Source organism: Streptomyces sp. CNZ287 (assembly GCF_007827615.1).
The window spans coordinates 22,224-41,087 of record NZ_VISV01000002.1; the positions used below are offsets into that span (position 1 = coordinate 22,224).

Genomic DNA, 18,864 nt, shown 5'->3' on the forward strand with positions numbered 1-18,864 from the left:
TACGGCGTTATACGTAACACTTCAGCGTCTCGGGAGGGACCGTGCTGCGGGGATACGCCGAGTTGCTGCGCGTCAGACACGTCGGCAGGCTGCTCACCGGGACGCTCATCGGGCGGCTGCCGAACGCCACCGCCGCGTTTGCCATCGTGCTCTTCGTCCGGGCGGAAGGCGGCTCGTACACCCTGGGCGGCGTCCTCTCCGGCGGCTACGGCCTGGCCACCGCGATCGGGCAGCCGCTCCTCGGCCGCGCCGTCGACCTGCGCGGCCAGCCGCGCGTACTGCTGCCCAGCGCGCTGCTCTCCGCCGCCGGGATGGCCCTCTTCGCCGTCGTGGGCATCGATCCGCTCCCGCTGGCCTGCGTCGCCGTCCTGGTCGCCGGGCTCTTCACGCCGCCGCTTGAGGGCGCCCTGCGGGCGCTGTGGCCCAGCGTGCTCAAGCGGGAGGACCGGGTGCACGGCGCGTACGCGCTGGACGCCGTGGCGCAGGAGGTGATGTTCGCCGTCGCGCCGCTGGTCGTCACCCTGCTGGTCGCCACCGCCTCCGAGTCCGCCGCGCTGCTCGTGCTCAACGCCCTGGGCGTGCTGGGGGCCCTGTGGGTCGTCCTGTCGCCGCCCGCCCGCCGGTGGCGCTCCGAGCCGCGCGAGGCGCACTGGCTGGGGGCCCTGCGGGCGCGGGGGCTGCTGGTGATCCTCGGCGCCTTCTTCTTCGTCGGCGTCGCCCTCGGCGGTACGGCCGTCGCCTCCGTCGCGTACGCCGACGCCCGCGGCGACGACGCCATCGGCGGCTACCTCCTCTCCGCGCTCGGCGCCGGCGCGCTGGTCGGCGGCGTCGTCTACGGCGCCCGGCAGTGGCCGGGCCGGGCCGAGCGGCGGCTGCAATTGCTGCTGGCGGGCCTGGCGGTCGGCTATCTGCCGCTGATGCTCACGCCCGGCACCGTCGCCATGACGCTGCTCTCCGGTGTCGCGGGCCTCTTCCTCGCCCCGGCGCTCGCCTGCTCGTTCGTCGTCGTCGACCGGCACGCGCCGCGCGGCACGGCAACGGAGGCGTTCTCCTGGCTGGTGACGACCTTCGGTTTCGGCGCCGCCGCGGGCACCGCGATCAGCGGTCCCGCGGTCGAGCACGGTGGCGAGACGGGCGGCTTCGCGGTCGTCGCACTCGGCGGGGCGGCGGCGCTGCTGGTGTTCACCGGCTTCGTACGGGTTCTGGCGGGCACCGGCCGCCCGCCCCTGCCGGTCGAAAAAGATCGAATCGGCGGAGCTGCACCCGGTTTCGAAACCGAGCGACAGGCGTAATGTTCAGTCATGGACCGCCGCATTTTCGGGCTTGAGAACGAGTACGGCGTCACGTGCACGTTCCGGGGACAGCGCCGCCTGTCCCCGGACGAGGTGGCGCGCTACCTCTTCCGCCGGGTCGTCTCCTGGGGCCGCAGCAGCAACGTCTTCCTGCGCAACGGTGCACGCCTGTACCTGGACGTCGGCTCGCACCCCGAATACGCAACTCCCGAGTGTGACAACGTCATCGAGCTGGTCACCCACGACAAGGCGGGCGAGCGCATCCTCGAGGGCCTCCTCGTCGACGCCGAGCGCCGGCTCCACGAGGAGGGCATCGCCGGCGACGTCTACCTCTTCAAGAACAACACCGACTCCGCCGGGAACTCCTACGGCTGCCACGAGAACTATCTGGTGGCCCGGCACGGAGAGTTCTCCCGGCTCGCCGACATCCTCATCCCGTTCCTCGTCACCAGGCAGCTCATCTGCGGCGCCGGCAAGGTGCTGCAGACGCCGCGGGGCGCGGTCTACTGCGTCAGCCAGCGGGCGGAGCACATCTGGGAGGGCGTCAGCTCCGCCACGACGCGCTCCCGGCCCATCATCAACACCCGCGACGAGCCGCACGCCGACGCCGAGCGTTACCGCAGGCTGCACGTCATCGTCGGCGACTCCAACATGTCCGAGACCACCATGCTGCTCAAGGTCGGCGCCACCGACCTCGTGCTGCGCATGATCGAGGCCGGCACGGTGATGCGCGACCTGACTCTGGAGAACCCGATCCGGGCCATCCGCGAGGTCAGCCACGACATGACCGGGCAGCGCAAGGTGCGGCTCGCCAGCGGGCGGGAGGCGTCCGCGCTGGAGGTCCAGCAGGAGTACTACGAGAAGGCCGTGGACTTCGTGGACCGCCGGGGCATCCGCACCGGTGTCGTCGAGCAGGTCCTGGAGCTGTGGGGCCGCACCCTGGAGGCGATCCGCTCCCAGGATCTCGCCAAGGTCGGCACCGAGATCGACTGGGTGATGAAGCACCAGCTCATCGAGCGCTACCGGGCCAAGAACAACATCACCCTCTCCCACCCCCGGATCGCGCAGATAGACCTCGCCTACCACGACATCCACCGCCGCCGCGGGCTGTATTACCTGCTGGAGAAGCGGGGCCAGGCCGCCCGGGTCTGCAACGATCTGAAGATCTTCGAGGCCAAATCGGTCCCGCCGCAGACCACCCGGGCCAGGCTGCGAGGCGACTTCATCCGCCGGGCGCAAGAGCAGCGGCGCGACTTCACGGTGGACTGGGTGCACCTGAAGCTGAACGACCAGGCGCAGCGGACCGTGCTGTGCAAGGACCCCTTCCGCTCCGTGGACGACCGGGTGGAAAAGCTGATCGCCGGAATGTAGGCGGGGCGCGCGGTGGGTGCGGGACGGATGTGATGACGGGGATCCGGGCGCGAAGGCCGTAGAGTGGCCGAAGCTGCCCGGACCCCCTACACGAGTTGGACCCATGACACATCGCAAAATGACCCGCATGGGGGCGGCGCTCATCGTGCCCGCCCTGCTGTTCGCCGCGGCCTGTGGCTCCGAGGACTCCTCCGACTCGGACAACGGGGGGAAGACCGGCGCCGTGACCAAGGTCACCGGAGCCTTCGGCGAGGAGCCGAAGTTCGACGTCCCGGACGACGCCAAGGCGTCCGACGAGGCCGTCGTCAAGGTCCTCGGCAAGGGCGACGGTGCCAAGGTCGGGAAGGGCGACCAGGTCCGGCTGGACTTCGCCGGCAAGACCATGAAGGGCGACCAGGACCTGGGGAGCACCTGGGCGCAGCCCGCCGCGGGCGGCGGCGGTGGCCAGCAGGCCGGCGGCGCCGTGCACCAGCAGCTCATGGGCAAGGTCGGCGAGCCGAACCAGTCGCTGCCGCCGGACGTCCTCGACTCCGTCGAGGGCCATACCGTGGGCAGCCGCCTGCTGGTCGAGGGCACCGCGGGCGCGCTCGTCGGCGAGAGCCTGAACCCCGAGTCCGGTATCAAGAAGGGCGACGGCCTGGTCTGGGTCATCGACGTCGCCGGCGCCGGGAAGGTCGACGCCAAGGCCGAGCTGAAGGGCGAGTCCGCCGAGCCGCGCGAGGGCATGCCGGAGATCGAGATGCCCGCGGGCAAGGCCGCGAAGATCACCATCCCGGACGGTGCGGATGCCCCGAAGGAGCTGCAGGAGCAGGTCCTCATCAAGGGCAAGGGCGCCAAGGTCGAGGCCGGCCAGGGGCTCGTCGCCCAGTACACCGGCTACGCGTGGGAGGACGGCAAGAAGTTCGACTCCTCCTGGGACAACGCCGGTGCGGCCACCTTCCAGATCGGCACCGGCTCGGTCGTCGCGGGCTGGGACAAGGCGCTGGTCGGCAAGAAGGTCGGTGACCGGGTGCTCCTGGTCATCCCGCCGGACCTGGGCTACGGCAAGTCCAAGGGCCACGAGCTGGAGAAGAAGACCCTGGTCTTCGTCGTCGACATCCTCGGCACGGTCTGACCTGCGGTCCGCGCGGCCGGACCCGGTCCGGGACGCGCCGTGGTGCTGCGGTGCGGGTGCGGGGTGCCGGTTCCGGTGCCGTCCAGCGCAGGCGGCCGGCGGACCGGCCCCGGACCGTGAGGGCCGTCGCACCCCGCGTACGGGGGCGGCAAGCGCCGGGAGCCCGGATCCGCGCCCCCGGGGGAGGCGGCGGCACCGCCGCCCCCGGGTGTCTGCAAGACTTACGGCCCAGTCACCGTCCACTCATGCGCGAGGAGTGTTCTTCCGTGAGCATCGACAAGCCCGAGGTCGACTTCCCCGAGGGCCCGCCGCCGGCCGACCTGGAGGTCCAGGACCTGTGGGAGGGCGATGGACCCGTCGCGAAGGCCGGTGACACCGTCTCCGTCCACTACGTCGGGGTCGCCTTCTCCAGCGGCGAGGAGTTCGACGCGAGCTGGAACCGCGGCAAGCCGCTGCAGTTCCAGCTCGGTGCCGGCCAGGTCATCCCCGGCTGGGACCAGGGCGTGGCGGGTATGAAGGTCGGCGGCCGCCGCCGGCTGACCATCCCGCCGCATCTGGCCTACGGCGAGGCCGGCGCCGGCGGCGGCCGGATCAAGCCGGGCGAGACGCTCATCTTCGTCTGCGACCTGGTCGCCGTCTGACGGCACCGTCCGCACCCGGCAGCGCGCAAGGCCCCCGCCCTACGGCGGGGGCTTTCGCTTTGGCCGCCGGGCCCAGGCGGAGTACGGTCGTCATCTGCGAACACAAGCGACACGTGCGGTAGACGGTCGCCGGCGGCAGCCGCCCGCTGCCCCGGACGCGCAATAAGGAGACCCCCTCGATGGCGATCGCCAAGGCGGAGCGGCTGATGTGCCTGGCGCTGTGCCTGCTCGGCACCGGCCGCCCGCTCAGCAAGCGTGAGCTGCGCACGTCCATCGAGGCGTACGTGGAAGCCTTCGGACCCGGCCGCGGGACCGCGTTCGGCTCCGACACCTCCGGCGAGGACGCCTTCAACCGGATGTTCGAGCGCGACAAGGACGATCTGCGCGAGCTGGGCATGGTGATCGACACCGTCGAGGGCCTGGACGGCGAGCCCGGCTATCTGGCCCGCCGGGACAACAACCGGCTGCCGCCCGTCACCCTGGACGCGGAAGAGGCCGCCGCGCTCGGAGTGGCCGCGAAAGTCTGGCAGCAGGCCCGGCTCGCGGGCGCGGCCAGCGGCGCGCTGCAGAAGCTGCGCGCCGCCGGGATGCCGCTCGCGGGGGAGGGAGACGACCCCGAGGCGGGCGCGGTGGAGCAGGTCAGCGCGCTGGAGCCGCGGATTCCGGTGCGGGAGGCGGCGTTCGAGCCGCTGATGCTCGCCTGCCGGGACCGCCGGCCCGTCGTCTTCCCGTACCGCAAGGCCAATGCGGCCCGCCCGGAGGAGCGGCACGTCGAGCCGTGGCAATTGGAGTGCTGGCGGGGCCACTGGTACCTCGTCGGCCACGACCGCGGCCGCGACGCCGAGCGCGTCTTCAGGCTCTCGCGGATCACCGGCCGGGTCCGCAACCGCGGCCGCGGCTTCACCGCCGAGGTGCCGGACCGGGTGACCGTGCGCGAGACCGTCGAGCGCTGGGCCGGCGAGAGCGCGGACCGCTCGGCCCTGATCCGGCTGCGCACCGGCGCCGGCTACCCGCTGCGCGCCCGCGCGTACGGCATCCGCGAGGCGGTGCTGCCCGGCTGGGACGAGCTGGAGATCCCGTACGGGCACGGACTGGACGCCTGGCTGGTGGAGTTCGGCCCGGACGTGGTGGTCCTGGAGCCCGCTGAGCTGCGGGCCGACGTCATCGACCGGCTGCGTGCCGTGGCCAAGGGCTGAGGGGGAGCGGGGGAGCAGTGGCCAGTGCCATCGACCAGACCCGGCGGATGCTGTCGCTGGTGACATATCTGCGGGAGCGCAACGGCGCGTACCTGTCGGACGTCGCCCGCGCCTTCGGCGTCACCGAGGACGAGCTCATCGCCGACCTGGACGTGCTGCCGATGTGCGGGACGAGCTTCCGCGGCGGCGACCTGCTGGACATCGACACCGACGGCGAGCGCATCTGGTTCCACAATCCCGAGTCCACCGGCACCGGCGAGCCGCTGCGACTGGCCGCGGACGAGGCCACCGCGCTGCTGGTGGCGGCCCGGGCCGTGGCCACTTTGCCGGGGCTGCGGGCCGGTGACCGGCGGGCGCTGCTGCGGGCCACCGCGAAGCTGGAGGCCGCGGCCGGCGAGTCGGCGGCGGCCAGCTCCAGCCTGTCGGTGACGTTCGAGTCCGAGGGCGGGGTCTTCGCCGAGGTGGACCGGGCGATCTCCGAGCGGCGCCGGCTGTGGCTGCGGTACTACTCACCGTCCCGGGACGAGCTCACCGAGCGGGAGATCGACCCGATCCGGCTGGTCTCCGTCGGGCACACGTACGTGGAGGCGTGGTGCCGGCTGTCGGAGGCGCGGCGTACGTTCCGGCTCGACCGGGTCGCCGAGATCCGGATCCTCGACGCCCCGGCCGACCCGCCGCCCGTCGAGCTGCGCGACCTCTCCGAGGGCATCGTCCAGCCGTCCGCGGAGGACCCCGAGGTCGTCATCGAGGTGGGTCCCGGCGGCCGTTGGGTCGCCGAGTACTACCCGCACGACAGCGCGGAGGAACTGCCCGACGGGGGGCTGCGGATCTCGCTGCGGGCCCCGGACCCGGCGTCGCTGCGCCGGCTGGCGCTGCGGCTGGGGCGGGACGGGCGGATCGTCGCGCCGGGCGATCTCGCGGACAGCGCGCGCGACGCGGCGGTCAAGGCGCTTGCCGCGTACGACGTCGAGCATCAGGCTTAGCCATTCCGGCATAAGGGGCGTAACGTGCGAATCGGTGATCGACCCCTCCGTGCACCGGCGTCCTCCGGGGCCGCCGCGGCGGCTAGGCTGCGCCCATGATGTGGCCCATGACCGCCGTCGCGCTCGGCTTCCTCGGGCTCGTCGCCCTCGCCGTTCCGGCCCTCCGCGTCGGCCTCGAAGTGCAGCGGCTCGCCCGCCGCCTCGATGACGCGGCGCAGCAGATCAGCCGTGCGACGAGTGATCTGGAACGCTCCGCGGCGGACGTCGCCCGGCGGGCGGGCTCGACACGTGACCTCCCCGGATCGGATTTCGGGAGGTAGGCTGCAGGTCGCGGCTCCGGTGCGAGGCGGGGGCCACGATTGGTGTACGCCGGGGGATTGCCCGGAGTTCACCCCCGGGGGTTACGATCGATCACGCCCAAACCCACGCAGCCTCGGTGAGAAGGTAGACGCATATGTTCGGACGGCTCGGCCCTACCGAGATCATCCTGATTCTCGTCGTCGTCATCCTGCTGTTCGGCGCGAAGAAGCTTCCGGACATGGCCCGTTCGCTGGGCAAGTCGGCCCGCATCCTCAAGAGCGAGGCCAAGGCCATGAAGAACGAGGGCAAGACGGACGAGGCCGCTCCGGCGGACCCGCCGCAGCCCGCGCCCAAGACCATCCAGGCCGCCCCCGGCGACGTGACCAGCTCCCGTCCGGTGAGCGAGCCGCAGGTCAACGACCAGCAGCCGCAGGCTCAGACGCAGCAGCAGTCGCAGCGCTGACCGATCCGCAGGGGCACACCGCGGCCGGAGACGGCCTCGCGGCACGAGATGAGGACGTGGGTTGCTAAGCGTTGCCCGCCGTAAGGAGCGCAAGGAGCGCCAGGAGAGGGACCCCGAGGGGCGCATGCCGCTCGCGGAGCACTTGAGGGAGCTTCGCGACCGGCTCGTCAAGGCCGTCGGGGCCATCCTCGCGGTCTGCATCGTCGCGCTCTTCTTCTATCAGGACATCGTCGACTTCCTGATGGACCCGGTGCTCGAATCCGTCGGCTGCCCGGACGACCTGAAGGCGTCCGACATCGGCAAAGAGGAGGACTGCGCCTCCTTCACCGTCAACGGCCTCATCTCGCCGTTCACCATCATGCTCAAGGTCTCCTTCATGACCGGCATGGTGCTCTCGACGCCGATCTGGCTGTACCAGTTGTGGGCGTTCCTCGCCCCCGGGCTGCACAAGAACGAGAAGAAGTACTCGCTGGGGTTCGTCGCCGCCGGTGTGCCGCTCTTCCTCGGCGGTGCCTTCTTCGCGTACAAGATCCTGCCGACCACGGCAGAGGTGCTGCTGGAGTTCACCCCGGAGAACGCCACCAACCTGCTGCCGCTGCCGGAGTTCATCGACCTGCTGACCCGCATGGTCGTGGTCTTCGGGCTCGCCTTCGAGCTGCCGCTCGTGCTGGTGATGCTCAACATGGGCGGGGCCGTCACCGGTCGCCGCATGCTCGGCTGGTGGCGGGCCATGATCTTCGGCATCGTCGCCTTCGGCGCCGTCGCCACCCCCAGCACCGACCCGATCGGCATGTTCGCGCTGGCCGGCCCGGTGATCGTGCTGTACTTCCTGGCCACCGGGTTCTCCCTGCTCAACGACCGCCGCCGGGCCCGTATCGCGGCCCGTGGCCCGGCGGACGACGAGGCGTCCGACCTCGACCTCACCCCGGAGGACGTGGGCGACGTGGAGCCCGTGAGCGCCTCGGCGACGCTGCCCGAGCAGTCCACCGGCGAGGCCGACAGCGCGGGCGGGACCGGGAGCGGGGACGGTACGCCCCGCAGAAATGGTTACGACGACGCCACCTGACCGCTAGGGTCACGCGGGTGACCAGCGATATCACCGTGTTCGTCAACCCCACCGCGGGCCGCGGCCGGGGCGCCAAGGCCGCCCCCGTCGTCACCGAGGCGCTGCGCGACGCCGGCTACGAGGTGGCCACCGTCCAGGGCAGCGACGCCGCCACCGCGCTCGCCGGCGCCCGCGAGGCGGTGGCCGCGGGCACCGGGGCGCTCATATCGGTCGGCGGTGACGGGATGGCCGCCCTCGCGCTGCAGGCCGTGGCGGGCACCGAGGTGCCCGTGGGCATCGTGGCCGTGGGCACCGGCAACGACTTCGCCCGCGCCACCGGGCTGCCCGTGCGGGACCCGGCCGCCGCGGCGGAGGTCGTCGTGGGGGCGCTGGAGTCCGGCAGCACCCGGGCGATCGACCTGGGCATGGCGGGGGACACGTACTTCGGGACCGTGCTGGCCTCCGGCTTCGACTCCCGCGTCAACGACCGCGGCAACCGGATGAGCTGGCCGCCGGGCCGGTTCAAGTACGACGTGGCGATGGTCGCCGAGCTGGCGTCCTTCCGCCCGATCCCGTACAGGATGCGGCTCGACGACGGCCCCGAGACCGAGATCGAGGCGACCCTCGTCGCCGTCGGCAACGGTCCGTCGTACGGCGGCGGCATGCGGATCTGCCACGAGGCGCGGATGGACGACGGGCTCTTCGACATCACCGTCGTCGGCCGGTGCAGCCGGCGCACGCTGCTGCGCGTCTTCCCGCGGGTCTACAAGGGCACGCACCTGACCCATCCGGCGGTCACCGTGCACCGGGCCGCGCGGGTGTCACTGAGTGCCGCCGACGTCACCGGGTACGCGGACGGGGAGCCGCTGGGGCCGCTGCCGCTGACCGCGGAGTGCGTGCCGGGCGCGGCCCGGGTGCTGGTGCGCTGAGCCGCCCGGCGGCGGGGGCGCCGCAGGTCGAGGCCGTCGCCGTCCGGCTGACCTGGGGCGTCCGCAAAGATCGGGTGCGCTGTCGGTGCTGCCCGGTAGGCTCGTACTCACGATGACCGACGAGCACATCCCTCCCGCCGAGGCGTACGCGGCGCACCGCCGCCGGGCAGCCGAGGAAGCCACCGCACTCGGCTCGTTCCGCGGGCTCTACGACTTCGCGCTCGACCCCTTCCAGCTCGACGCCTGCCGGGCCCTGGAGGACGGCCGCGGCGTGCTGGTCGCGGCGCCGACCGGCTCCGGCAAGACGGTCGTCGGCGAGTTCGCCGTCCACCTGGCGCTGGAGCAGGGCCGCAAGTGCTTCTACACCACGCCGATCAAGGCGCTGTCGAACCAGAAGTACGGCGACCTCGTCCGGCGCTACGGCGCCGCGAACGTCGGCCTGCTGACCGGCGACAACACCATCAACTCCGACGCCCCGGTGATCGTCATGACCACCGAGGTCCTGCGGAACATGCTGTACGCGGGCTCCCAGACCCTCCTCGGCCTCGGCTACGTGGTGATGGACGAGGTGCACTACCTCTCCGACCGCTTCCGCGGCGCCGTCTGGGAAGAGGTGATCATCCACCTCCCGGAGTCCGTCACCCTGGTCTCCCTGTCGGCGACGGTCTCCAACGCCGAGGAGTTCGGCTCCTGGCTCGACACCGTGCGCGGCGACACCGCCGTCATCGTCTCCGAGCACCGCCCCGTGCCGCTCTGGCAGCACGTGATGGCCGGCCGCCGGATGTACGACCTGTTCGAGGAGCGCACCGCCGCCGGCGGCCGGCAGGAGCCCGCCAAGGCGGTCAATCCCGACCTGCTCCGGCTGGCCCGGCAGGAGTACGCGCGCCCCTCGGGCCCGCGCGACCGCCGCCGCGGCCGGGGCCGCGAGGCCGACCGCGAGCGCGAGCGCCGCTCCCGCTCCCGGGTCTGGACGCCCAGCCGCGTCGAGGTCATCGAGCGGCTGGACGCCGAGGCGCTGCTGCCGGCGATCACGTTCATCTTCAGCCGCGCCGGCTGCGAGGGCGCCGTACAGCAGTGCCTCTACGCGGGCCTCCGGCTCAACGACGAGGAGGAGCGCGCCGCGGTCCGCGAGATCGCCGAGCTGCGCACGGCCGCGATCCCCCGCGAAGACCTGCACGTGCTGGGCTACTTCGACTGGCTGGAGGCCCTGGAGCGGGGCATCGCCGCGCACCACGCGGGGATGCTGCCGACGTTCAAGGAGGTCGTCGAGGAGCTGTTCGCCAAGGGCCTGGTCAAGGCGGTGTTCGCGACCGAGACGCTGGCCCTGGGCATCAACATGCCGGCTCGCTCCGTGGTGCTGGAGAAGCTGGTGAAGTGGAACGGCGAGACCCACGCCGACGTCACGCCGGGCGAGTTCACGCAGTTGACGGGACGCGCGGGGCGCCGGGGCATCGACATCGAGGGCCACGCGGTGGTGCTGTGGCAGCGCGGCATGAGCCCGGAGTACGTCGCGGGCCTGGCCGGCACCCGGACGTATCCGCTGCGCTCCTCCTTCCGCCCGTCGTACAACATGGCGGTCAACCTCGTCGCCCAGTTCGGCCGGCACCGCACGCGCGAGCTGCTGGAGATGTCCTTCGCGCAGTTCCAGGCGGACAAGTCGGTCGTCGGCATCTCCCGCCAGGTGCAGAAGAACGAGGAGGGTCTCTCCGGCTACCGCGAGGCGATGACCTGCCACCTCGGTGACTTCGAGGAGTACGCGCGGCTGCGCCGCGATCTCAAGGACCGCGAGACGGAGCTGGCCCGCCAGGGCGCCGCGCAGCGCCGGGCCGCCGCCGCGGGCTCGCTGGAGAAGCTGCGTCCCGGCGACGTGATCCACGTGCCCACCGGCAAGTTCGCCGGCCTCGCCCTCGTCCTCGACCCCGGCACGCCCGCGGGCCGCACCAACGGCCACCGCGGGTTCGAGCAGCACGACGGCCCGCGCCCGCTGGTGCTCACCGCCGCCCGGCAGGTCAAGCGGCTGGCCGCGATGGACTTCCCGGTGCCGGTGGAGGCGCTGGAGCGGATGCGCATCCCCAAGTCGTTCAACCCCAAGAGCCCGCAGTCGCGCCGCGATCTGGCCTCCGCGCTGCGCACCAAGGCCGGTCACCTGGAGCCGCGGCGGCACCGCAAGGAGCGCGCCCCCGCCGCCGACGACGCCGAGATCGCCCGGCTGCGCAAGGCGATCCGCGCCCACCCCTGCCACGGCTGCGACGAGCGCGAGGACCACGCCCGCTGGGCCGAGCGGTACCACCGGCTGCTCCGCGACACCCACCAGTTGGAGCGCCGCATCGAGGGCCGGACGAACACCATCGCCCGCACCTTCGACCGGGTGTACGCGCTGCTCACCGAGCTGGGCTACATCGCCGAGCAGGACGGCGGCGAGAAGGTCACCGAGGACGGCCGCCGGCTCGCCCGGCTCTACGGCGAGCTGGACCTGCTGGCCTCCGAGTGCCTGCGCGAGGGCGTCTGGGAGGGCCTGGGCCCCGCCGAGCTGGCCGCCTGCGCCTCCGCGCTGGTCTACGAGGCCCGCCAGTCCGACGACGCGATGGCGCCGAAGCTCCCGGGCGGCGGCGCCAAGCGGGCCCTGGGCGACATGGTGCGCCTCTGGGGCCGGCTCGACGCCCTGGAGGAGGACCACGGCATCCGCCAGACCGAGGGCGTCGGTCAGCGCGAGCCGGACCTCGGCTTCGCCTGGGCCGCGTACCAGTGGGCGTCCGGGCGCAGCCTTGACGAGGTGCTGCGCGAGGCGGACATGCCGCCGGGCGACTTCGTGCGCTGGTGCAAGCAGTTGATCGACGTGCTGGGACAGTTGTCCGCCGCCGCCGACCCGGAGAGCACGGTCGCGGGCAGCGCCCGCAAGGCGGTCGACAAGGTGCTGCGCGGCGTCGTGGCGTACAGCTCCGTGGGCTGAGGCCGCCCGCGGCACTACCCTTCCCGGGTGATCACCTACGACGATCTGACGCCCCCGGAGCGGGAGTTGTGGGCCGCGTTCTCCGAAGGCCGCCCGGTGGACCTGCGCGTCGGCGACGCGGCCCTGGACGACCCCGCAGGCGGCGCGGCCTGGGGTCCGGAGCGTACGGTACGGGCCGCCGTCCTCGCCGCGCTGCTGCTCGGCGCGCACCCGCCGCAGCCCGGTGCCATTCCGGCGCTGCGGCTCGCCGGGGCGCGGATCACCGGAGGGCTGGACCTGACGGGGGCGGAGACCACCCACCGGCTGCGGCTGGAGCACTGCTACCTGCACGAGGAGGTCGTGCTCACCTCGGCGACCACCGCGAGCGTGCACCTCGACGACAGCGTGCTGCCGCGCGTCGACGCCCGGCTCGCCCGGGTCGAGGGCGTGCTGTCGGTGCGGCGCAGCTGGGTCGCCGGCGCCCTGCTCGCCACCAACGCCCGGATCAGCGGCGAACTCCTCCTGCACGGCGCCCGGTTGACCGGCGAGAACGGCTGGTCGCTCTTCGCCGGCGGGCTGGAGGTCGACGGGGCGGTCTTCTGCACCCACGGCTTCACCGGCGGCGGGGGGATACGGCTCATCGGCGCCCGGCTGTCCGGCGGGCTCTTCCTCGACGGCGCCCGGATCGGCGCCGCGGACGGCCTCGCGCTCCTCCTCGACCACGCCGAGATCACCACCGTCCGGCTCACCGACGGCTTCGCCGCCGCGGGCCGTCTGGAGCTGCGCGGCACGCACATAGCCGACCTGCTCAGCCTCGACGAGGCGCGGCTCGGCGACTGCACCGGCATCGACTGCGCCCGGATGCAGGCCACCGACTTCCGCTTCATGCCCGCCGTCCGCCCCGCCGGGCCGGTCTCGCTCGACGGCACGCAGGTGACCACGCTCCACGACGACCTGGAGAGCTGGCCCGTGACCGTCCTCCTCGACGGCTTCGCGTACGGCTCCATCCAGTCGGCGGGCGCCGCGGGGAAGGACTCCGTACCCCGCCGGCTCGACTGGATCCGCCGCGGCACCGGCTACGCCCCGCAGCCGTACGAGCAGCTCGCGGCCTGGTACCGGCAGATCGGCCACGTCGACGACGCCCGCCGCGTCCTGCTCGCCAAGCAGCGCGCCCGCCGCCGCACGCTGCGCCCCGCGGGCCGCGCCTGGAGCCTGCTGCTCGACGGCACCGTCGGCTTCGGCTACCGGCCGTGGCTGGCCGGGCTGTGGCTGGCGGCGCTCACGCTGCTCGGCAGCCTGGTCTTCGCCGCGGGCGACGACCGGCCCGTGCGCGAGGGCGAGGGGCCGGACTTCCACCCCGTCGTCTACGCCCTCGACCTGCTGATCCCGGTCGGGGGTCTCGGCCAGCGCGACTTCTGGTACATGTCAGGCGGGGCGGCGCAGATTCTCTCGTACGTGCTGGTCGCCACCGGCTGGCTGCTGACCACGGCGCTGGTGGCCGGGATGACGCGGACCCTGGAGCGTACCTAGGGCCCGGCCGCGGCGGTCTCCGCCGCCGCCCTGTCCGTCCTCGCGGCCGCGCCGACCTGCGCACGTACCGCTACGTTCTCGCCGACCGGGTCCGCCGCGCCCCGCGGAGCGCGCCGGATGCCCGGCCCGCGCCGGCCGCGTGACGTGGGTGGACCTCAACCGGCAACTGCTGTGGGTGCAGCAGGACGACGGGCTGGAGACCAGGGGCGGATGGCACCGGATCTACTGGCGCAGCATCGACCACTACTCCACCGTCGGCACGAAGCCGGGCACGGGCGGCTGAGCGGCGAACCATGCCCGGCGGCACCGTCGCCACTCGGCCGGCCCCGCTTCCGAATTCGCGATACATCTCGTCTTGACGGGCTCGGGAAACTCGCGATATGTTCGGCCACGAGTATACGGTGCCGGGTAAAGGAGGGGTCGTGCCCGCGAAGCGGCGGAAGCTCGGCAACCCGCTGGCCCTGGCCGTGCTGGCCCTCCTCGCCGAGCGGTCGATGCACCCGTACGAGATCGCCCAACTGCTGCGGCAGCGCGGCAAAGAGGAGAGCATCAAGATCAACTTCGGCTCCCTCTACACCGTGGTGCAAAACCTGGAGAAGCACGGCTTCGTCACCGCCGCGGGGGTGCAGAAGCAGGGGAACCGGCCGGAGCGCACGGTCTACGCCATCACCGACGCCGGCCGCACGGAGATGCACGACTGGCTCACCGAGATCGTCGCCGCCCCCCGCCGGGAGTTCACGCACTTCGAGGCCGCCCTCTCCCTGATCGGCGTGCTGCCGCCGGACGAGGCGGTCGAGGCGCTCCAGACGCGGCTGGCCCGGCAGGAGGTCCTTGCGGCGGGGCTGCGCGGCGCACTGGCGAAGCTGTACGAGACGCTGCCGCGCGTCTTCGTCGTCGAGACGGAGTACCAGGCGCACATGCTGGAGGCCGAGGCCGCCTGGCTGCGCGGCCTGCTGGCGGAGCTGGCCGACGGCTCCCTCAGCGGGGTCGCGGAGTGGCACGCCTGGCACGAGACCGGCGAGATGCCGGCCGAATGGCGGGATCTGGAGGAGGAGTTGCCCGGCGGCGCGGGCGGGACGCCCGGCGCCGCACAGGAGACGCAGGACGCGAGGAAGGGTCCGTAGCGGCCCGGAAGAATGCGTCCCGGCGGGCTGCGCCAACAGTCCGCCGGGACGGACCCCGAACATCCGGACCTGCGCGGAAGCAGGCGCCGGGCGCCGAGGTGCGGCACACCCCAGGATAGCCAGGCTCCGCTTTCGCCGATCGTCCGGCAGCACCCACGCACACCGTGCGAGAGCGGAGTTCACCATGCCCGGAAGAGGGACGCTCGCCGTTGAGGCGCGCGAGCTGACCAAGAGCTATCCCCACGGCGTCACGGCCCTGGACGGCATGTCCCTGGCCGTCGCGGCCGGTACGGTCTTCGGGCTGCTCGGCCCGAACGGCGCCGGCAAGTCCACCACCGTCAAGATCCTCACCACCCTGGCCAGGCCCGACGGCGGCACCGCCGCCGTCGCGGGACACGACGTGCTGCGCCGCCCCGGCCGGGTCCGGCGCGCGATCGGCGTCGTGGCGCAGAAGTCGGGCGCCGACCCGATGGCCACCGGACGCGAGAACCTGCTGCTGCAGGGACGGTTGTACGGGCTGCGCGGTGCCTCGCTCGGCCGCCGCGCCGACGAACTGCTGGCGCGCTTCGACCTGGCCGGCGCCGCGGACCGCCTCGTGCGCGGCTACTCCGGCGGCATGCAGCGGCGCCTCGACGTGGCGCTGGGCCTGGTGCACCGGCCCGAGGTGCTGTTCCTGGACGAGCCCACGACGGGCCTGGACCCCGAGGCCCGTACCGCACTGTGGGAGGAGATCGCCCGGCTCGCCGGCGGCGAGGGGCTGACCATCGTGCTGACCACGCACTACCTGGAAGAGGCCGACCGGCTCGCCGAGCGCGTCGCCATCGTCGACCGCGGGCGCGTGGTCGCCGAGGGGACGCCCGACGGGCTGAAGGGCGAGCTGCGCGGCGACGCCGTGCACGTCGAACTCGTCCGCGCCCCGGGGGAGAGGGAGGCGGAGCCGCTGCGGGCGGCGCTCACCGGGTTCGCGGGCGTACGCGACGTGGGGCTCGACGGGCGCCGGCTGAGCGCGCGGGCGGCGGACGGCGCGGCCGCCGTGCCGCTGGTGCTGGCCGCGCTGGAGCGTGAGGGCGCCGAGGCGGCCGCGGTCACCGTCGCCCGGCCCTCGCTGGACGACGTGTATCTGCGGTACGCGGGCCGCCGGTTCGCCGACGCGGACAGCGCGGGCCCGGCGGGCGACGCGCCGGCCCCGGCCGCCCCGGCCGCCGCGGGAGGTGCGCGATGAGCGCGCTCGCCGCCCACACCTGGTACATGACGCAGCGTCAACTGACCGCTTTCCTGCGGCAGCCGGCGTATCTGCTGATCACCCTCGTCCAGCCGGTGATCTGGCTCTTCCTCTTCGGCAACCTGTTCCGCGAGATCACCGAACTGCCGGGCTTCGGCACCGGCTCGTACCTGGACTACCTGGTCCCCGGCGTGGTGGTGATGACCGCGCTCAGCTCCAGCATGTGGGCGGGCATGGGCACGCTGGAGGAGATCGAGCGCGGCACGCTCAACCGGTTCCTCACCACCCCGGTCAGCCGCGGGGCGCTGATGAACGCCAACGTGGTCAACAACGGCCTCAGTGTCTTCGTCCAGTCGGTCGTGATCGTCCTGCTCGGGCTGCTCGGCGGCGCGGACTACGCGGGCGGGGCCGCCGGGCTGCTGGTGCTGGTGGCCGCGGCGATCCTGCTGGGCACCGTGTTCGGCGCGATGTCCAACGCGATCGGCATGGTGGTGCGGCAGCGTGAGTCGATCATCGGGATCAACACGTTTCTGCTGCTGCCGCTGACGTTCCTCTCCTCGGCGTTCATGGCGCCGGCGCTGATGCCCGCGTGGATGCGGCACATCGCCGACGCCAACCCCGTCGACTGGGCGGTGGTGGCCGGCCGGGGCGCGCTGTCGGCGGACCCCGACTGGGGCGAGGTGCTGCTGCGCTGCGGCGGGCTGCTGGCGGTGGCGGTGGCGGCGGTGTGGCTGTCGACCCGTACGTTCCGCACATACCAGCGGTCGGTCTGAGCGGTCCGCCCCGCGCGCCTCAGGGTGCGGAGCCGGCGGCCGGCTCCGCACCCTCCTGCTCGCGTTCGACGGCCTCGTTCCACTGCTTCTTCGAGGACTGCCAGCCGTCCTCGTCGTGGCCGAGCCGCCAGTAGCCGGAGATCGACAACTGCTCGCGCGGCACCCCCCGTTCCAGCCGCAGGTGGCGGCGCAGTTCCTTGACCATCCCCGCCTCGCCGTGCACGAAGACCTGTGCCCGGCCCGGCGGGAACTCCAGCGCCCGGACGGCCTCGACGAGGGCCCGGCCCACCGGCCTGCCGTCGCGGCAGAGCCAGGTGACCGCGCCCTCGGGGGCCGCGAGCGGCTGCCGCTCGGCGGCGTCGGCGACCTCGATCAGCACGTGCGTGACGGCCCCGTCGGGTACGCGCTCCAGCGAGGCGGCGATGGCCGGCAGCGCGCTCTCGTCGCCCGCCAGCAGATGCCAGTCGGCGGCCGGGCTGGGCGCGTACGCGCCGCCGGGGCCGAGGAAGCGCACCACCTCGCCCGGCCGGGCGCGCAGCGCCCAGGGGCCGGCCACGCCGGCCGCGCCGTGCACGACGAAGTCCAGCGTCAGCTCCCGGGCCTTGGCGTCCCAGTCGCGCACGGTGTACGTGCGCATCAGAGGCCAGCGGTCGCGGGGCAGGTCGCGGCGGATGGCGTCCAGGTCGTACGGCTCGGGGTACTCCGCGCCCGGCGCGGGAAAGAGGAGCTTGACGTAGTGGTCGGTCCACTCGCCCGCGGTGAAGCCGGCCAGTTCGTCGCCGCCGAGGACCACGCGCACCATGTGCGGGGTGAGTTGCTCGGTGCGCACCACGCGGGCGGTGTGGACCTGGCGCTTCCGGCCGGCGGGGCGGTCTGCCACGTGGACCTCCGGGACGAGGGGAAGTTAGGGTGACCTAACCTAACATCCCGACGGCCGGACCGCGGCCGGGAACCGCGGCGCCCGGCCCGTGCCGCGGCCCCGCCGTCAGCCGCGCAGCGTCGTCAGCAGCCGCTCCAGCGAGCCGCCGAGCCCCCACTGCTTCCCGAGCGCCGCCAGCCGCTCCGGGTCCCGCGGCGTCCGCGGCAGCGCCGGGTCGTACGCCGGCAGCGGCACGTCCGCCGCGACCCGCACCACCTTCGGCGCCACCTCGACGTACGGCCGCGCCTCCGCCAGCCGGCGCCGCTGCGCCGGGGTGAGGCGTGAGGAGGGGTCGTCGACGGCGGCCATGATGCCGGCGAGGTCGCCGTACGCGTCGAGGAGCTTGGCCGCGGTCTTCTCGCCGATGCCCGGCACGCCCGGCAGTCCGTCGCTGGGGTCGCCGCGCAGCAGGGCGAGGTCGGCGTAGCCGGAGCCGTCGACGCCGTACTTCTCGCGCAGGGCCGTACCGTCCATGACGGTGGCGTTGCCGACGCCCTTGACCGGGTACACCACCCGTACCCCCCGCGCGTCGTCGACGAGTTGGAAGAGGTCGCGGTCGCCGGTGACGATGTCCACGGGCCCGGCCGCCCGCGCGGCCAGGGTGCCGATCACGTCGTCCGCCTCGTACGGGGACACGCCCACCCGCGCGATGCCGAGGGCGTCCAGCACCTCCTCGATGACCGGCACCTGCGGCGACAGCGTGTCCGGCACCACCTCCTCGTCGGCCTCCTCCCCGGGGTGCTCCTCGGCGACCCGGTGCGCCTTGTACGACGGGATGAGATCCACCCGCCACTGCGGCCGCCAGTCGGCGTCCATGCAGGCCACGAGGTCATCGGGGCGGTAGTCGGCGACGAGCCGGGAGATGAAGTCGAGCAGCCCCCGCACGGCGTTCACGGGGGTGCCGTCGGGGGCCGTGACCGATTCCGGTACGCCGAAGTACGCGCGGAAGTAGAGGCTGGCCGAGTCGAGCAGCATCAGGCGTCGGGTCATCCCCTGATGATGCCGTACGCACCGCGACCAAACGCGATCGACG

The 18,864-nt window shown here is 73.1% G+C and carries 18 protein-coding genes; 16 read left to right on the forward strand and 2 right to left on the reverse strand.

Annotated features, from left to right (window positions below):
• The first annotated feature begins 41 nt into the window (after positions 1 to 41).
• The 16 genes from FB457_RS04280 to FB457_RS04355 all read left to right on the forward strand — a co-directional run bounded on the left by FB457_RS04280 (position 42) and on the right by FB457_RS04355 (position 16,912).
• Positions 42 to 1,292, forward strand: a complete 1,251-nt coding sequence (locus FB457_RS04280; protein ID WP_145780900.1) for an MFS transporter — start codon at positions 42 to 44, stop codon at positions 1,290 to 1,292.
• A gap of 9 nt (positions 1,293 to 1,301) precedes the next feature.
• Positions 1,302 to 2,663, forward strand: a complete 1,362-nt coding sequence (gene pafA, locus FB457_RS04285; RefSeq protein ID WP_018836870.1) for a Pup--protein ligase — start codon at positions 1,302 to 1,304, stop codon at positions 2,661 to 2,663.
• 127 nt (positions 2,664 to 2,790) lie between these two features.
• A complete protein-coding gene (locus FB457_RS04290) occupies positions 2,791 to 3,777 on the forward strand; it encodes an FKBP-type peptidyl-prolyl cis-trans isomerase (RefSeq protein ID WP_047019763.1) in 987 nt (328 codons plus the stop codon).
• A gap of 266 nt (positions 3,778 to 4,043) precedes the next feature.
• Complete coding sequence (locus FB457_RS04295; protein ID WP_047014842.1) at positions 4,044 to 4,418, forward strand: FKBP-type peptidyl-prolyl cis-trans isomerase; 375 nt, start codon at positions 4,044 to 4,046, stop codon at positions 4,416 to 4,418.
• A 179-nt stretch (positions 4,419 to 4,597) separates the two neighbouring features.
• Positions 4,598 to 5,614, forward strand: a complete 1,017-nt coding sequence (locus tag FB457_RS04300; protein ID WP_047014841.1) for a helix-turn-helix transcriptional regulator — start codon at positions 4,598 to 4,600, stop codon at positions 5,612 to 5,614.
• Between the two features lie 47 nt (positions 5,615 to 5,661).
• Positions 5,662 to 6,597, forward strand: a complete 936-nt coding sequence (locus FB457_RS04305; protein WP_125938797.1) for a helix-turn-helix transcriptional regulator — start codon at positions 5,662 to 5,664, stop codon at positions 6,595 to 6,597.
• Positions 6,598 to 6,692: 95 nt separating this feature from the next.
• Complete coding sequence (locus FB457_RS04310) at positions 6,693 to 6,917, forward strand: hypothetical protein (protein ID WP_047014840.1); 225 nt, start codon at positions 6,693 to 6,695, stop codon at positions 6,915 to 6,917.
• Positions 6,918 to 7,051: 134 nt separating this feature from the next.
• Entirely contained in the window at positions 7,052 to 7,360 is a 309-nt protein-coding gene (gene tatA / locus FB457_RS04315) for a Sec-independent protein translocase subunit TatA (protein WP_047014839.1), read from the forward strand.
• 124 nt (positions 7,361 to 7,484) lie between these two features.
• A complete protein-coding gene (gene tatC, locus FB457_RS04320) occupies positions 7,485 to 8,426 on the forward strand; it encodes a twin-arginine translocase subunit TatC (protein ID WP_145781270.1) in 942 nt (313 codons plus the stop codon).
• A gap of 17 nt (positions 8,427 to 8,443) precedes the next feature.
• On the forward strand, positions 8,444 to 9,334 hold the full coding sequence (locus FB457_RS04325) for a diacylglycerol kinase (RefSeq protein ID WP_047014837.1): 891 nt from the start codon (positions 8,444 to 8,446) through the stop codon (positions 9,332 to 9,334).
• Positions 9,335 to 9,446: 112 nt separating this feature from the next.
• Complete coding sequence (locus FB457_RS04330; RefSeq protein ID WP_145780902.1) at positions 9,447 to 12,284, forward strand: DEAD/DEAH box helicase; 2,838 nt, start codon at positions 9,447 to 9,449, stop codon at positions 12,282 to 12,284.
• 27 nt (positions 12,285 to 12,311) lie between these two features.
• On the forward strand, positions 12,312 to 13,793 hold the full coding sequence (locus FB457_RS04335; RefSeq protein WP_145780904.1) for an oxidoreductase: 1,482 nt from the start codon (positions 12,312 to 12,314) through the stop codon (positions 13,791 to 13,793).
• Between the two features lie 139 nt (positions 13,794 to 13,932).
• Complete coding sequence (locus FB457_RS35860) at positions 13,933 to 14,076, forward strand: hypothetical protein (RefSeq protein ID WP_253911151.1); 144 nt, start codon at positions 13,933 to 13,935, stop codon at positions 14,074 to 14,076.
• Between the two features lie 139 nt (positions 14,077 to 14,215).
• Positions 14,216 to 14,917 carry a PadR family transcriptional regulator gene (locus tag FB457_RS04345; RefSeq protein ID WP_078898141.1) on the forward strand — a complete coding sequence of 234 codons (702 nt, stop codon included), beginning with the start codon at positions 14,216 to 14,218 and terminating at the stop codon, positions 14,915 to 14,917.
• A gap of 184 nt (positions 14,918 to 15,101) precedes the next feature.
• Complete coding sequence (locus FB457_RS04350; RefSeq protein ID WP_145780905.1) at positions 15,102 to 16,139, forward strand: ATP-binding cassette domain-containing protein; 1,038 nt, start codon at positions 15,102 to 15,104, stop codon at positions 16,137 to 16,139.
• Positions 16,136 to 16,912, forward strand: a complete 777-nt coding sequence (locus FB457_RS04355) for an ABC transporter permease (protein ID WP_047014833.1) — start codon at positions 16,136 to 16,138, stop codon at positions 16,910 to 16,912. The genes FB457_RS04350 and FB457_RS04355 overlap by 4 nt, the downstream gene beginning before the upstream one ends.
• Before the next feature lie 19 nt (positions 16,913 to 16,931).
• On the opposite strand, the gene FB457_RS04360 is transcribed toward FB457_RS04355, so the two are convergent.
• The gene (locus FB457_RS04360) at positions 16,932 to 17,792 is read right to left on the reverse strand and encodes an SIP domain-containing protein (protein ID WP_145780907.1); all 861 of its coding nucleotides are present in this window, start codon (positions 17,790 to 17,792) and stop codon (positions 16,932 to 16,934) included.
• A gap of 105 nt (positions 17,793 to 17,897) precedes the next feature.
• On the reverse strand, positions 17,898 to 18,806 hold the full coding sequence (locus FB457_RS04365) for a 5'-3' exonuclease (protein ID WP_047014831.1): 909 nt from the start codon (positions 18,804 to 18,806) through the stop codon (positions 17,898 to 17,900).
• Positions 18,807 to 18,864 lie beyond the last annotated feature (58 nt).